Raw genomic sequence first — 14,050 nt, forward strand, 5'->3', positions numbered from 1 at the left:
GTTATTATGATTCTTTTTATTATTACTCATCATAATCCCCCCTGTTCCTTCTTATTATGGAACAAGGGTTTACTTTTCATTCCGGGAATTATTGTCACTAGTACGGTAAAAATGAAGTAACCCATTAATTTCTCCACCTAGTAAAATGACCCAAGCAGTCAAATAGAACCACAACATTAAAATGATAATACCACCAAGGCCGCCGTATGTATTGGCATAATTTGCAAACTTGTCTACATAATAGGCAAATGAGTACGACACGACAATCCATCCAACTGTTGCAAATAATGCCCCGGATACAACCTCTCTTCTTTTTAATTTGCGATCAGGTGCAAACGTATATAAAAAGCTAAATAAAGCGAATAACACTAAAAAGCTCGCTGCTAATCGTATAATACTCCATACGAAAGAAAAACTTTCTGATAAACCGAGCACTTTAAACACAGCGGCTCCAATTACTTGTCCAAAAACAGGCACAATTAAGGCGAAAACAATCATAAAAATCATTGCCAGTGTAAACACAATAGACAAAGCTCTTGTTACAATAAAGGAGCGCGTTTCCTTTACATCGTAAGCACGATTAAATGCATTCATCACTGCATTTACACCATTTGAAGCAAACCATAGCATTGATAATAAACCGAATGATAGTAAACCACCATTTTGATTATTTATTACTTGATCTACATTTACTTCAATTAAGTTCATTGCCTCTTCAGGCACATAAGGCTCCAATAAGTTGAGCACATTCTCTGTTTGAAGGTCAATAAATCCAAGAAGCGTGATTACAAAAACAAGCCCAGGAAAAATAGCAAGCAAGAAGAAATAAGCGAGCTGTGCTGCTAAGCCCGCTACATCATCTCGCATCGTTCGATCATATAAATCTTTACCAAACGAATAGACACGATTTCCTCTTGCTTTTTCTAGAAATTTTTTCATTTGTCTTTAAACACTTTTCTTCTCTTCTTTATTTTCTTTTAATTCCACATATGCTTCTGTTTTCTTTTCCTCTGTCTGAGAGTCCTTCATAAGTAACTCACGCGCTTCTTTCATACCACCGTCTTGAGCTACTACTGGCTCTTCTTCCGCTTTTAACTCTTTAGATTTTACAGGAGTAGCCTGAATTTCAATTGTTTCCGGCTTCTCTTCTGAATTGATTTTTTTCTTAGTGAAGATTTCTTTCGTTTCCTTTATTGTATCAACAACAGCTGGCGTTAATTTCTTGATTTCTGCTACTTTCGCTTTTACTACATTAAGATCAGCAAACTCGCGCCCTTTATCTGTAACAGTTTGCATTTTTTCTTTTATCTTCGCATTTTCGCCAATTTCAATCATCTTTGTTTTTGCTTTTTCTGCTGTTTGTTTTACCTTTTCACGATTTTCTTTTTTCAACATAGAAACAGCTACACCTGCTGCTACCCCAATTGCAATATTTCGAGCTATATTATTCTTTTTTGCCATATTCCTTCACCCTTTCTTTTCTTATGTTAGAAAGTATGTCTTTCTAAACTCACTCATATTCCTTGCTCATTGCGAATGAATGTTAATAACTTTGCGCACCCTTCTGTTACAAGGTCGTATACTTCTTGAAAGTTCCCTGTAAAATAAGGGTCAGGAACATCTGTCCAGCCACCATCTGGAACAAAATCGGACAGTCTACCAATATAGCCTCCGGATTTACCGATTTTTTCTAAATCCGCTATATTCTTATTGTCCATGGCAATAATATAATCAAACTTTGTTAAGTCTTCTTTTTCTATTTGACGTGCTTTAATTCCTTCAAAAGAGACTTCATTTTCTGTTAAAATTTTTTGCGTTCCTTTATGAGGTGGCTGTCCAATATGCCAATCTCCTGTCCCAGCAGAATCAATTTGAATCTCATTTTCTAACCCTTCGTTTCTAACAAGTTTTCTAAAAATTGCCTCTGCCATAGGTGACCGACAAATGTTTCCAAGACAAACAAACAATACTTGAATCATATTTGTTCTTCCCTTCTTGGTGCTTTCTTATATATACATATAGTATAAACAACCAATTATTAATTATAAAGGAAATTCCTACTAATTTAATAGGATTGAAAAGTTTCATTAACGAAAATGATAAAAAATGTTAAGATAACCTTATGTTATTTCAAAGGGGGACACTTCGGTGGATTTATCCGTAAAGTCACAAGAAAATGTTGAACATATGGTAGAGGCCATTAAAGAAAAATTGCGTATGGTCAATGCAGGTGCCATGAAAGCTGCGAACTTTGACGAAGATAGGTACGAAGATTTACGCGACATTTACGATCATGTTATGAAGCGTGAAACATTCAGTATTAGTGAAATGCAAGCTATTACAGAAGAATTAGGTACATTAATGAAAAAATAGCGAAGACAGGCTGTGAAGAATATTTCTTCACAGCTTATTTTATAGAATTCCAACAAATTCATGAAATCACTTTATTCCGCATCTCCTTAAGCTAAAGTACGGTACAATGGAGATAGAACCTCATCATAGATTATTTCCTCATACATATCACTACATGTTTTTTTACTGGAGGTGCTGATATTGAATGATTGGTACAATAAACAAAAAGAACACTTACTCTCTGAACTCAAAACAAATGAACAGCATGGTTTAACAGATGAAATCGTACAAAAGCGTTTAAATGAATATGGCCGAAATGAATTGAGAACAAAACAAAAACGAACGTTATGGCAACGTATTTTTGCTCAAATCAATGATATTCTTGTCCATGTCCTTATCGTTGCTGCTCTTATTTCCATCTTTGTAGGAGAATGGGCTGATGCAAGTATTATCGCCCTCGTTGTTGTTCTAAATGCTGTAATTGGCATCATTCAAGAATCCAAAGCTGAACAAGCGCTAGAAGCATTAAAAAAGATGTCAACACCAAAAGCCATTGTCAAGCGCAATGGTAAGCAAAAAGAAATTCCATCTGAAGAGATTGTTCCAGGGGATATTGTGATGCTCGACGCCGGTCGTTATGTTCCTTGTGACTTACGACTGATTGAAACTGCAAACTTAAAAATCGAGGAATCTGCCTTAACAGGCGAATCTGTTCCAGTGGATAAAGATTCGCTTTATCATCCTTCCTTACAACATAACAAGCCAGTACCACTTGGTGATCAAAAAAATATGGCATTTATGTCAACATTAGTTACATATGGACGTGGCGTCGGCATCGCTGTAGGCACTGGAATGAACTCACAAATCGGAAAAATTGCTACGCTTTTACATGAAGCAGAAGATGATACAACACCACTCCAAAAAAGTCTAGCACAAGTGGGAAAATATTTAGGTGTTGTCGCTGTAGCCATTTGTATCATTATGTTTTTCATTGGATTTTTTCAAGGACGGGACACACTAGAAATGTTTATGACCGCTATCAGCTTAGCTGTTGCAGCAATTCCTGAAGGATTACCTGCAATCGTCTCAATTGTTCTTGCAATTGGTGTACAGCGAATGATTAAACAAAATGTAATTATTCGCAAGCTTCCGGCTGTTGAAGCCCTCGGTTCCGTTACAATTATTTGTTCAGATAAAACAGGTACATTAACACAAAATAAAATGACAGTTACTCATTTCTATAGTGACTATGAATATGATCAATTAGAAAATTTAAATATTCATAATAAGGCTCATCGCCTATTATTAGAAAATATGATTTTATGTAACGATGCCTCTTATAGCGTAGAATCTCAAACTGGTGATCCAACAGAAATTGCACTTCTTATTGCTGGAGACACCTTCAACATACAAAAAAATACTTTAGAAAACGAGCATAAACGTATACATGAACTTCCATTTGATTCGGATCGAAAGATGATGTCAACATTCCATCAATACGATCGTGATTACTATAGTATGACAAAAGGAGCCATTGATAAACTTTTACCTCGATGCACGCATGTTTTTTCAAATGGAAAAGTCGAGAAATTAACAGAAGATGATACAAAGCGTATATTAGAAGCCGCTCACTCTATGTCACAACAGGCATTGCGTGTCCTTTCATTCGCTTTCAAACGACATGACACAGAACATATCGATATCGATTCTATAGAAGAAAACCTTATATTTATTGGGCTTGTCGGTATGATTGATCCACCGCGAACAGAAGTAAAAACATCGATTGCCGAATGTAAAAAAGCCGGTATTCGTACTGTAATGATTACTGGAGACCATAAAGATACTGCTTTTGCGATTGCAAAAGAACTTGGGATTGCCAAGCAAGATTCTGAAGTAATGATTGGAACGGAATTAGATCGCATGTCAGATGAGGAACTAGCAAATAAAATACATCAGTTACATGTTTTTGCCCGTGTTTCTCCAGAACATAAAGTAAAAATTGTCAAAGCTCTGCGTGCAAAAGGAAATATCGTCTCTATGACTGGTGACGGTGTAAATGACGCTCCTTCTTTAAAACAAGCCGATATTGGGGTGGCAATGGGAATCACAGGAACAGATGTTGCTAAAGGTGCAGCTGATATGGTGTTAACAGACGATAATTTTTCTTCCATTGTGAAAGCAGTTGAAGAAGGTCGAAACATTTATCGCAATATAAAAAAAGCAATTCTTTTTCTTCTTTCTTGTAACTTCGGGGAAATTATTGCACTTTTTTTAGCTATATTACTTGGATGGGCAACACCACTGCGTCCTATTCATATTCTTTGGGTCAATTTAATCACTGATACACTTCCTGCTTTATCGCTCGGTGTTGATCCGGAAGACCCTGAAGTAATGAAAGAGAAACCTCGCGGGGCAAAAGAAAGTTTATTTAGCGGAAGCATCCCTTTTCTTGTTCTAAATGGTATTGTAATTGGAATGATGACTTTAACCGCCTTTATTGTTGGTGCAAAGCTCTATACAGGGGATACAAATCTTTTTCCTCTTTTCCCAACTTATATTCATGAAGATGCTTTATTGCATGCACAAACAATGGCTTTTGTTGTATTAAGTTTTTCTCAACTTGTTCATTCATTTAACTTACGATCACGTACAAAATCTATTTTCTCAATTGGACTCTTTACAAATAAATACTTAGTTTTCTCACTGCTAATCGGTGTCGCTATGCAAGTGTGTATCATCTCGATTCCACCTCTTGCAAATCTATTCGGCGTACATGCTTTAACATTAAAAGATTGGGGATTTGTAATTTTTCTAAGCATAATCCCTCTTATCGTTAATGAAGTGATAAAATTATTCAAGAAAAGCGAAAAAGCGATGAGTTAAATTTCTCATCGCTTTTTTGTTTATCCTCGTAATTCTTTTTTAATATTCTCTGTAAGCTCAGCCATACGCTTACGTCCTTCTTCACGTTCCCGCTTATTTTGTTCTTCAATTTGCTGTGTTTCTTGCATACCCCTTGAAATAATATTCCAAGTTTCTTCTAAAGTCTCCATTTTAATACTCGAAGACCCAGATAACCTTGCGACCTCTACACTTTGTGTTGCGATATTTTGAGCATTTTTCTTAAGAAGTTCATTTGTACGACGATCCAGTTCTGCCATTGAATCCGCAACTAGTTTTTGACGCTTCGCGTTCACAGCTTGAATAATTCCATTTTTGAAGATTGGGATTGTAGTAATGAAGGCTGTATTGATTTTCCCAATTAATTTATTATTACCACGTTGAATCATCCGAATTTGTGGTGCTGTTAACAATGCGACCATACGAGCTTTTTCCAAGTCATCGATACGCTGTTCTAAAATTTCAACAGAGTTTCTAAGAGAGTCTAACTCGATTCCTGCTAATTGGTCGTTATTTTGTACCCGTTCTTCATACATAGGAATTAATTCTGTATTTAAACGTTCTAACAACATTTCGCCTGCTACTACGTACTTTTCTAAATCTAAATAGTATTTTAAATTTTGATCATATAAACCGTCTAGCGTACCGATTGATTTTTTCATTTCATCTTGATACTTCGTAATTTCCACATATACTTTGTCAATTTCGCGACCCATTGTTTGATATTTACTAAAGATTTGTTCAATCAATTTATCTGCTTTTTTAAACATGCGAGAGAAAAATCCACCCTTTTCTTCCGCAAAATCTTTACTATCAAATTTATCCATAATTTTACCAAGTTGTTTCAGTAAATCACCGGAATCTTCTATCTTTGCTAATGACATTGTATGTAAAATTTGATCGGCAAAGCGAGAAATTTCCATTGAAGGCTCTTTACCAAGTTCAATTAATTCCAGCTGATCTTTAATATCAATGGCATTATAAATACGTTGAACTTCTGGATCCTGTCTAAGTTGCATGCGCACATCTTGTGCCGTTTGTTCCGTTAATTCTGTTTTAGAATCAAGTATGACTGGATTATTCATATACAATTCTCCTTTTCCTTATAAAAATGGACGAAATAGCCCTTTAATTGTTTGTGATAAATTTTTATAAGCTGATGCACCATGAAATTCAAGATCAAAATTCACTTCCTCAAGCCAATGGGAATCAAATGCCGCTTCTGCAATATATGGCTCAATATCATTTCTTCCCGTTGGATTAAAGTGTAGTACATCAATACCAATTTGGTTTAAAAATAACAATAGCGCTGCATCAGAACGTGTTAATTCCCCACTCTTCTCATTGTTAAATATAACAATTTTTGGCACTTCTTGTGAATAATCGAATTTCTCAAGAAGCTCTAAAATGTGAGGTGGAATTTGAGAAAGTTGCGCAAAAACATATAATGCAACATCTTGTTTTGTTTCTTTTCCAATTGGTTTAAATAGATCGCTTTCGCATGTATGAATAATAGCTTCTGCGATACCATGCTGCAATCCTTCAGGCAGGCGTTTATGCGGCCACCAATGACTATTCATAATTTGATCTGGATGTAATTTCCCGGCTCGATCTAATGCATCTCGATAATGAAATTGAAAGTTAGCCTTTTGTTCTTTTGTAAATGGAAATCTATTAATTAATAGACTATTATCAAACGACGTAACAGCTTTTAATCGCTGAAAATATTCTTTTTCACTTTTGGAAACCCCTGATATTTTTGCAAATAGAGAAGGAATATAAATATGTTTATTTTCTATAAAAAATGTCGGACGGACAAATGCCTTTTCTTTTGTAAGAATGAAAAGTTCATCATATGTTGTCTTGAGTGTACGTGCTACCGGTGTATACATGCGGAATTGCCACGGTTTGTATAAGAGCGAATTATCATGATGAAGCACTTGTTCAATTTCCTTTGATGCTTGATATGCCACTGTTGCAACACGCTCACGGCGGCGATTTGGAAATGGCTCTAACGAAATTCGTCCTGGATGAGAGAATACAAAAGTTCGCCCCTCTTCATCAATACTTTCCAAAGCATCTTTTCCTTCTGGATGATAATATAAAACGTCACATCCGAGCAGAATAAGAAAATATAAAAAGTAGATGCGACTCTCTTTTGCATCACCATACCAAATAATACGCGGCATTTGTTTTTTATAATGAATTGTAGAGAACCATTTAGCTACATAATTTTCACTTAATTTGATTATATCAATTAAGAAGCGACGGAATCCTTCTGTTTTTAATGATTGATTATGTTGCTTCTCATATAACTTCAATATAGAAATAAACGTACTATGTATATAGTGCTGTAAATCTGGATTCTCTACTTTTGGTAACAATTGCTTCCCCGATAAGTGTGCAACAAGCCGATTTACAGTAAGCCCATTTGGCGTTTCTTGATGCACAGCAAATATCTCTTGAATATAACGAAGTTTTTCGGAATCAATGACTTTATCTAAATTTTGTTCATACAATACATGAATTCCTTTTGCTTCACTATAATCATATAATTCATTAAAATACTCATCAACATCATTAGGTACTCCAAGAATACGACAAGCTATATAGCTAAATTTCATTTCATTTTCTGTTAACTCATATTGTGGACGTTTTTCTAAAATTGTTTCGAATAGTTGCAAATGAACTTCTTCTTTTAAAGGGTGTGGATGAAGTGTAAAACGCGAAAACATGAAGGTTCACCTCCAAAAACATTTACTGTTAAAAAGATTCATTCGTTTATTTCTTTATTATACCATTTTTAATTATAAAAAATGGGCGCTCGTATAACGAGCAAACCCAAGTCAATCATTTATCGTCTTCCTTCGTAGCCGCAACTTCTTCTCTGGCTTGTCCTTTTCGCATATAATGCAAAATAAATGTTGCACCAAATGCGATCACTAAAATCATAAAGAATAACCAGTGCGGTACTTCAATATGAATCACAGATAGTAACATTTTCGCTGCAATAATTAAAATTAAAATATACGCTGTCGATTCAAGCTCAGGAACACGTTCTAATAATCTTAAAAATACGCCTGCAATACCACGCATCATTAAAATACCCAGCATTCCACCTAATAATAGAATCCAAACTTCATTGGATACACCAAAAGCTGCAAGAACGCTATCTACTGAAAATGCAATATCCATAAGCTCAACCATAACAACTGTTCCCCAGAATACACCAAATATTCTAAAGAGAACGCTATTTTGGTTCATACCATGAGCTTCTTCTTCACTCTCACCTTTTCGTTTGTCAATAAAGTACTTGATAGAAAGCCATGCAAGGTAAAGGGCTCCAAGTACTTTCACCAACCATAATTTAATTAAGAACATCCCGATTCCAATTGCAATAAATCGGAACGCATATGCACCAATTAAACCATAAAATAATGCTCTTTTACGCTTCTTTTCTGGCAAGTGTTTTACCATTACGGCTAACACTAGTGCATTATCAGCAGATAATAATCCTTCAAGTACAACAAGTGTACCAATTAAGCCCCAAGATACTGGATCTTGTAATACTCTAATCCACATATCCAAATCGAAAAATTGGGCATACGTATCAAGGATTCCTTGTAAAACGCTCATCTTACCATTATCCCCTATTCTTTGCTAGATTTATAGAAAGGGCAAAAAGAAGGAAACGAAGTTCGTTTCCTTCTTATGCATCCAAGCCATACGCTCTTACAAGCGCACTTAATCCGCCTTGGAATCCGCTTCCTACTGCATTAAACTTCCATTGTCCATTATGACGGTATAATTCACAAAAAACAACTGCTGTTTCAATGGAGAAATCTTCCCCTAAATCAAAACGTAAAATTTCTTCATTTGTTTCTTCATTTGCTAAACGAACAAACGCATTTGCGACTTGTCCAAAGTTTTGATTCCGATTTTCCGCATCATAAATTGTAACTGTAAAAGCTATTTTTTGAATATCCGCTGGAACTTTTGTTAAATCTACAATAAGTTGCTCATCATCGCCTTCTCCTGCACCTGTACGGTTGTCACCTGTATGTAAAACAGATCCACAAGGAGACTGTAAATTATTATAGAAAATAAAATCTGTTTCTTTCGTACATTTTCCGTTTGCATCTAGTAAAAAGGCTGAGGCATCTAAATCATAATCAGATCCACCATCATATGCCTTAATATCCCACCCAAGGCCAATTATTGCTTTTTTTAGACCAGGGCTTGTCTTACTCAAATCAATTTTCTGTCCCTTTTGCAACTGAATCGCCATCGATCTTCACCTCTATTGTCATTCTATATATGATCTACCTCTTGCCCATGAACGTAATTACTCTACATCTAATCCAAAGTTATTACATAATGCACCTAGTCCGCCTTGGAATCCACTTCCTATCGCATTAAACTTCCATTCGCCAGCATGACGATATAATTCGCCAACAACAACCGCTGTCTCAATCGAGAAATCTTCTCCTAAGTCATAGCGGATTAATTCAGCGTTCTTTTCTTCATCTATAATGCGTACGAAAGAGTTAGACACTTGTCCAAAGTTTTGATTGCGACCTTCTCCATCATAAATAGTAATTGTAAAGCAAATCCGCTCAATACTTGCAGGAACGTTCTTTAAATCTACTTTAATTACTTCATCATCGCCTTCTCCTTCGCCTGTACGGTTATCTCCTAAATGTTGTACAGAACCATTTGCACCCTTTGGATTGTTATAGAATACAAAGTCTTCCGCTCCGGAAACTTTTCCATTTGCTCCTACTAGAAAAACGCTAACATCTAAATCAAAATCATATTGTCCATCATAACGATTTGTGTCCCATCCAAGACCTACAAGCACTTTAGATAATCCTGGATTTGTTTTTGTTAAATCAACCTTTTGTCCTTTTTTTAATGAAATAGATGCCATTTATTCTTCCTCCTTAAACTCCATTACTGATAACGAGATACAATCTCACTTAAATTTTTATCTTGCGTACCTTCTCCAACCGCAGAGAATTTCCACTCATTTCCATATCGATACATTTCACCTGCAATTAATGTCGTTTTCCCACCGTAATTTTCAGATAAATTGTAACGTGCTAATTCTTCACGCATTTGCGGATTTTGAATACGAATATACGCATTCTGAATCATTCCAAAGTCTTGACGACGATTCACACAATCATAAATATTTACAACAAACACTAAACGATTAATACGGCTTGGAACTTTATGCAATTCTACGAAAATCGTTTCGTCATCGCCTTCTCCTTCACCTGTTAAATTATCACCTGAATGAATAATACTCCCGCAAGCAGAAAGCTTATTCCCAAAATAAACGAGATCATTCTTATTTACAAAACGATCATTTTCCAGCATAACTACTGATGCATCACAATCGATGTTTGGTTTACTGCCAAATAAGGAAGAGAGAAATCCACCTGATTGTCCCACAGGATCCCATCCTAAACCAACCTGTAGTTTTGCTACTTTTGGTTGTCCCTTCGTTAAATCAATCTTCTGTCCTTTTTCTAAAATAATAGGCATGAAGTTTCTTCCTTTCTACAAGATATTCTCCCGGAAAGGGAAAATATTGTATTCTTCTCTTATATTGTAGCATTTCTTGTCGACTGAAAAAAAGAATAAATTTTCAATTATTATGAAAACATTTAGGCTATTTATTTAGATGAATGTAATAAGTGGTAAATCGCTCCAATCATCCCCGCATGATTACCGTTTTGCGCAATCTCAATCTCGCACTGTTCATAAAACTCTCGATTCATATATTCTTTTACTTCTTTTTTCACTTCTTCTAAAAAAACATCCCCTCTCGCAGTAACCCCTCCCCCAATAATGATTGCTTGTGAGTTAAAAATATAAGCAAGGTTACTAATTCCAATTGCTAAATGCTGAAGGAATTTTTGAACGGCTTGCGTTGCTTCTTTATCATTCTTATCGTATAGCTCAAAGATTTTTTTACCATCCCACTGGCCACCACCTTTATATTGCTTTACAAGACGAATTAATCCTGAAATAGATGCAACTTCTTCAAATCTTTCCCCCTCTATTCGCATATTCCCCCATTCGCCCGCACTAAATGAATGACCACGATACAATTTCTCATCAATGATAATTGCACCACCAACTCCTGTACCTAGCGTAAGCATAATAAAGTTTGCTCTTTGCTGTCCGGCTCCCTTCCATTTTTCTCCTAATGCTGCACAATTCACATCATTCTCTATAGATACAGGGACATTCAATATATTTTGTAATCTCTCAATAATAGGAATGCCCGCATAATTTGGTATATGATCTATTCCGCCCGTTATGATTCCTTTATGAATATCGACAATTCCAGCTGTACTAATGCCGATACCAGAGATATCGTGAAGTTTCATTAAATGATGAGATAAATGAATCACTTTTTGAACAATCTGCTCCCCGCCTAAATGAATTTCTGTCGGAACTGCATGATGTACTAACACTGTTCCCGCTTCTGACACCACTCCATATTTCATTTGCGTACCACCAATATCAACTGCAATATAATGTTTCATTTTATTCCATCTCCCAGTATCCTTGCTTTTCTATACTTAATTATAACGAATCAAATTTCATATAAAAAAAGGATCTTCATTCTATACGTAAGATCCTTTTCCAGACTGAGTCATATATATTAATATGCTTTTCCCCAATAAACTAGATTGTTCGCTTTTTTGTTGCAGCATACACATTCTTCCGCTAACTGCTCTTGTTCAAATGGTATGCAACGCGATGTAACGCCTACCTCTTCTTTTAGTTTTTCTTCACATGTAAGGTCGCCGCACCACATCGCTTTAATAAACCCTTTCTTTGCATTAGCTACTTGCTTCATTTCATCAAAACTTGTAACGCTGTATGTGTTTGCATTACGAAATGCCTTTGCTTTCTGAAATAAGGAATTATGAATTTCATTAAGTAACGATGTAATCCGCTCTTCTAATTGATCTATTGATACACATTCTTTCTCCTTCGTATCTCGTCTAACAAGTACTACTTGATTTTTTTCGATATCTTTTGGACCAACTTCTAAACGAATTGGCACACCTTTCATTTCATACTCATTAAACTTCCATCCTGGTGTTTTACTACTCGCATCTACTCTTACACGTGCAACTTGTTGAATTCGCCCTTTTAGCTCTGCTGCTTTTTCTAATACCCCTTCTTTATGCTGAGCAATTGGCACAATCATCACCTGCACTGGTGCAATTTTTGGTGGTATAACAAGTCCATTATTATCACTATGAACCATAATAAGCCCCCCAATCATTCTTGTTGATACGCCCCAAGATGTTTGATGTACATATTGCCATTTTCCATTCCGATCTAAATATTTAATATCAAATGCTTCAGAGAAATTTGTACCAAAATTATGAGATGTTCCTGTTTGAAGTGCTTTCCCATCGTGCATTAAGCTTTCAATTGTATACGTCGCTTTTGCTCCTGCAAATTTTTCCTTTTCCGTTTTCTGCCCTTTAATGACTGGAATTGCTAAATACTCTTCACAAAACGAAGCATATACATTCAAAATATTTAAAGTTTCCCTTTGCGATTCCTCTGCCGTCTCGTGAATTGTATGACCTTCCTGCCATAAAAATTCAGTTGTCCGAAGAAATGGTCTCGTTGTCTTTTCCCACCGAACAACAGAACACCACTGATTATATAACTTTGGTAAATCATTATAAGACTGTACAATTTTTGAGAAATGCTCACAAAATAATGTCTCCGATGTCGGGCGCACACAGAGTCTTTCTGCTAATTTCTCGTCTCCGCCATGTGTAATCCATGCTACTTCAGGTGCAAAGCCTTCCACATGGTCCTTCTCTTTTTGAAGTAAGCTTTCTGGAATAAATATTGGCATATACACATTTTCATGACCGGACGCTTTTAATTTTTCATCCAACACTTTTTGTATATTCTCCCATAATGCATATCCATATGGACGTAAAATCATACAACCTTTTACACTTGAATAATCAACAAGTTCGGCTTTCTTCACAATATCGGTATACCACTGAGCAAAATCTTCCTCCATTTTTGTAATGGCTTGCACTTGTTCTTTTTTCATATTTTTCCCTCCTTTAAAACATAAAAAAGCCCGTGTCCCGAAATAGGGACCGAGCTTTTGCCGGCGTTACCACCCTGATTCATGTACAAAAGTTGTACATGCTCTCTTTTTTGATAACGGGAATTTCCCGCCGCATATGCAGAACGCAAAGGTAGGTTCCATATCGCCTTTTTAAGAATCTTTCAGCCAATGGATTCTCTCTCTGAGAAAAAGATGAGATATGTACTAGTCCTTTTTCATCGTTATAACAAGATAAATTTTTCTATCATCATAATATAAATCGTATTTTAAAACAATAATTAATTTTCTTATTTTTCTTATTCTTTTTATTCTCTTCTACGTTTATACTTAATCTATACGGATGTATTTCCAAAAAGCTTTAAAAACTGATGAGCGATCATACCAATAAGTGTTCCCAATAATATAAAGAAACATGCTATACCGTACCCCATTCCTTTCCATCCACCAATAACAAAAATTGTGACTAACAAAAAAGCTATGCAAAGAAGGATTACGACAAGTGCAAATATAATATCAAATGATTTTGCTGGAAATAATTTTTTTAGTAAAAATGAAACAGTAAATACGAGAACAATGGTCATCGCTCCAATAATATAAAATACCTCAAATCCATCCATTTCATTCCTCCTTTCATTTACTTTCGTACCCCTATTTTATGTTTGATTT

14 protein-coding genes and 1 other annotated feature are annotated in these 14,050 nt (G+C 35.6%); of the genes, 2 read left to right on the forward strand and 12 right to left on the reverse strand.

Annotated features, from left to right (window positions below; genetic code table 11):
• Positions 1-69 precede the first annotated feature (69 nt).
• From MR063_RS13715 to MR063_RS13725, 3 genes are read right to left on the reverse strand one after another with little or no spacing between them, the layout of a single operon-like run.
• A complete protein-coding gene (locus MR063_RS13715; RefSeq protein ID WP_242198561.1) occupies positions 70-939 on the reverse strand; it encodes a YihY/virulence factor BrkB family protein in 870 nt (289 codons plus the stop codon).
• A 6-nt stretch (positions 940-945) separates the two neighbouring features.
• Positions 946-1,461 carry a DUF4075 domain-containing protein gene (locus MR063_RS13720; protein ID WP_242144406.1) on the reverse strand — a complete coding sequence of 172 codons (516 nt, stop codon included), beginning with the start codon at positions 1,459-1,461 and terminating at the stop codon, positions 946-948.
• A 53-nt stretch (positions 1,462-1,514) separates the two neighbouring features.
• Positions 1,515-1,979: a low molecular weight protein-tyrosine-phosphatase gene (locus MR063_RS13725; protein ID WP_242198564.1), complete on the reverse strand. Its 465-nt coding sequence runs from the start codon at positions 1,977-1,979 to the stop codon at positions 1,515-1,517.
• A gap of 169 nt (positions 1,980-2,148) precedes the next feature.
• Between MR063_RS13725 and MR063_RS13730 the strand changes: the two genes are divergently transcribed.
• Both MR063_RS13730 and MR063_RS13735 read left to right on the forward strand, forming a co-directional pair.
• Positions 2,149-2,373, forward strand: a complete 225-nt coding sequence (locus MR063_RS13730) for a DUF1128 domain-containing protein (protein WP_242198567.1) — start codon at positions 2,149-2,151, stop codon at positions 2,371-2,373.
• A 180-nt stretch (positions 2,374-2,553) separates the two neighbouring features.
• A complete protein-coding gene (locus MR063_RS13735) occupies positions 2,554-5,235 on the forward strand; it encodes a calcium-translocating P-type ATPase, PMCA-type (protein ID WP_242198569.1) in 2,682 nt (893 codons plus the stop codon).
• 20 nt (positions 5,236-5,255) lie between these two features.
• Here the strand turns inward: MR063_RS13735 and MR063_RS13740 are convergent, their stop codons facing one another.
• The 9 genes from MR063_RS13740 to MR063_RS13780 all read right to left on the reverse strand — a co-directional run bounded on the left by MR063_RS13740 (position 5,256) and on the right by MR063_RS13780 (position 14,001).
• Positions 5,256-6,338 carry a toxic anion resistance protein gene (locus MR063_RS13740; protein WP_242144403.1) on the reverse strand — a complete coding sequence of 361 codons (1,083 nt, stop codon included), beginning with the start codon at positions 6,336-6,338 and terminating at the stop codon, positions 5,256-5,258.
• An 18-nt stretch (positions 6,339-6,356) separates the two neighbouring features.
• The gene (locus MR063_RS13745; RefSeq protein WP_242198571.1) at positions 6,357-7,988 is read right to left on the reverse strand and encodes a YceG family protein; all 1,632 of its coding nucleotides are present in this window, start codon (positions 7,986-7,988) and stop codon (positions 6,357-6,359) included.
• Positions 7,989-8,103: 115 nt separating this feature from the next.
• Positions 8,104-8,889, reverse strand: a complete 786-nt coding sequence (locus tag MR063_RS13750; RefSeq protein ID WP_242198575.1) for a TerC family protein — start codon at positions 8,887-8,889, stop codon at positions 8,104-8,106.
• Between the two features lie 73 nt (positions 8,890-8,962).
• Positions 8,963-9,541: a TerD family protein gene (locus MR063_RS13755; RefSeq protein WP_242198578.1), complete on the reverse strand. Its 579-nt coding sequence runs from the start codon at positions 9,539-9,541 to the stop codon at positions 8,963-8,965.
• A gap of 57 nt (positions 9,542-9,598) precedes the next feature.
• Positions 9,599-10,183: a TerD family protein gene (locus tag MR063_RS13760; RefSeq protein WP_242198579.1), complete on the reverse strand. Its 585-nt coding sequence runs from the start codon at positions 10,181-10,183 to the stop codon at positions 9,599-9,601.
• A 23-nt stretch (positions 10,184-10,206) separates the two neighbouring features.
• Complete coding sequence (locus tag MR063_RS13765; RefSeq protein ID WP_242198581.1) at positions 10,207-10,803, reverse strand: TerD family protein; 597 nt, start codon at positions 10,801-10,803, stop codon at positions 10,207-10,209.
• Positions 10,804-10,934: 131 nt separating this feature from the next.
• On the reverse strand, positions 10,935-11,813 hold the full coding sequence (locus tag MR063_RS13770; protein WP_242198582.1) for an ROK family protein: 879 nt from the start codon (positions 11,811-11,813) through the stop codon (positions 10,935-10,937).
• 119 nt (positions 11,814-11,932) lie between these two features.
• The gene (proS, locus tag MR063_RS13775) at positions 11,933-13,363 is read right to left on the reverse strand and encodes a proline--tRNA ligase (RefSeq protein WP_242198584.1); all 1,431 of its coding nucleotides are present in this window, start codon (positions 13,361-13,363) and stop codon (positions 11,933-11,935) included.
• Positions 13,364-13,404: 41 nt separating this feature from the next.
• Positions 13,405-13,612 (reverse strand) — a binding site (T-box leader).
• Between the two features lie 104 nt (positions 13,613-13,716).
• Complete coding sequence (locus tag MR063_RS13780) at positions 13,717-14,001, reverse strand: YesK-like family protein (protein ID WP_242198587.1); 285 nt, start codon at positions 13,999-14,001, stop codon at positions 13,717-13,719.
• Positions 14,002-14,050: the final 49 nt, after the last annotated feature.

The sequence above is a fragment of the Bacillus cereus group sp. BfR-BA-01492 genome, assembly GCF_022662815.1.
In the GTDB taxonomy this organism is placed as follows: Bacteria; Bacillota; Bacilli; order Bacillales; family Bacillaceae_G; genus Bacillus_A; species Bacillus_A cereus_BD.

Coding starts and splice junctions, on each gene's coding strand:
- MR063_RS13715 (WP_242198561.1), bottom strand. CDS start 939: ATGAAAAAATTTCTAGAAAAAGCAAGAGGAAATCGTGTCTATTCGTTT.
- MR063_RS13720 (WP_242144406.1), bottom strand. CDS start 1,461: ATGGCAAAAAAGAATAATATAGCTCGAAATATTGCAATTGGGGTAGCA.
- MR063_RS13725 (WP_242198564.1), bottom strand. CDS start 1,979: ATGATTCAAGTATTGTTTGTTTGTCTTGGAAACATTTGTCGGTCACCT.
- MR063_RS13740 (WP_242144403.1), bottom strand. CDS start 6,338: ATGAATAATCCAGTCATACTTGATTCTAAAACAGAATTAACGGAACAA.
- MR063_RS13745 (WP_242198571.1), bottom strand. CDS start 7,988: ATGTTTTCGCGTTTTACACTTCATCCACACCCTTTAAAAGAAGAAGTT.
- MR063_RS13750 (WP_242198575.1), bottom strand. CDS start 8,889: ATGAGCGTTTTACAAGGAATCCTTGATACGTATGCCCAATTTTTCGAT.
- MR063_RS13755 (WP_242198578.1), bottom strand. CDS start 9,541: ATGGCGATTCAGTTGCAAAAGGGACAGAAAATTGATTTGAGTAAGACA.
- MR063_RS13760 (WP_242198579.1), bottom strand. CDS start 10,183: ATGGCATCTATTTCATTAAAAAAAGGACAAAAGGTTGATTTAACAAAA.
- MR063_RS13765 (WP_242198581.1), bottom strand. CDS start 10,803: ATGCCTATTATTTTAGAAAAAGGACAGAAGATTGATTTAACGAAGGGA.
- MR063_RS13770 (WP_242198582.1), bottom strand. CDS start 11,813: ATGAAACATTATATTGCAGTTGATATTGGTGGTACGCAAATGAAATAT.
- proS (WP_242198584.1), bottom strand. CDS start 13,363: ATGAAAAAAGAACAAGTGCAAGCCATTACAAAAATGGAGGAAGATTTT.
- MR063_RS13780 (WP_242198587.1), bottom strand. CDS start 14,001: ATGGATGGATTTGAGGTATTTTATATTATTGGAGCGATGACCATTGTT.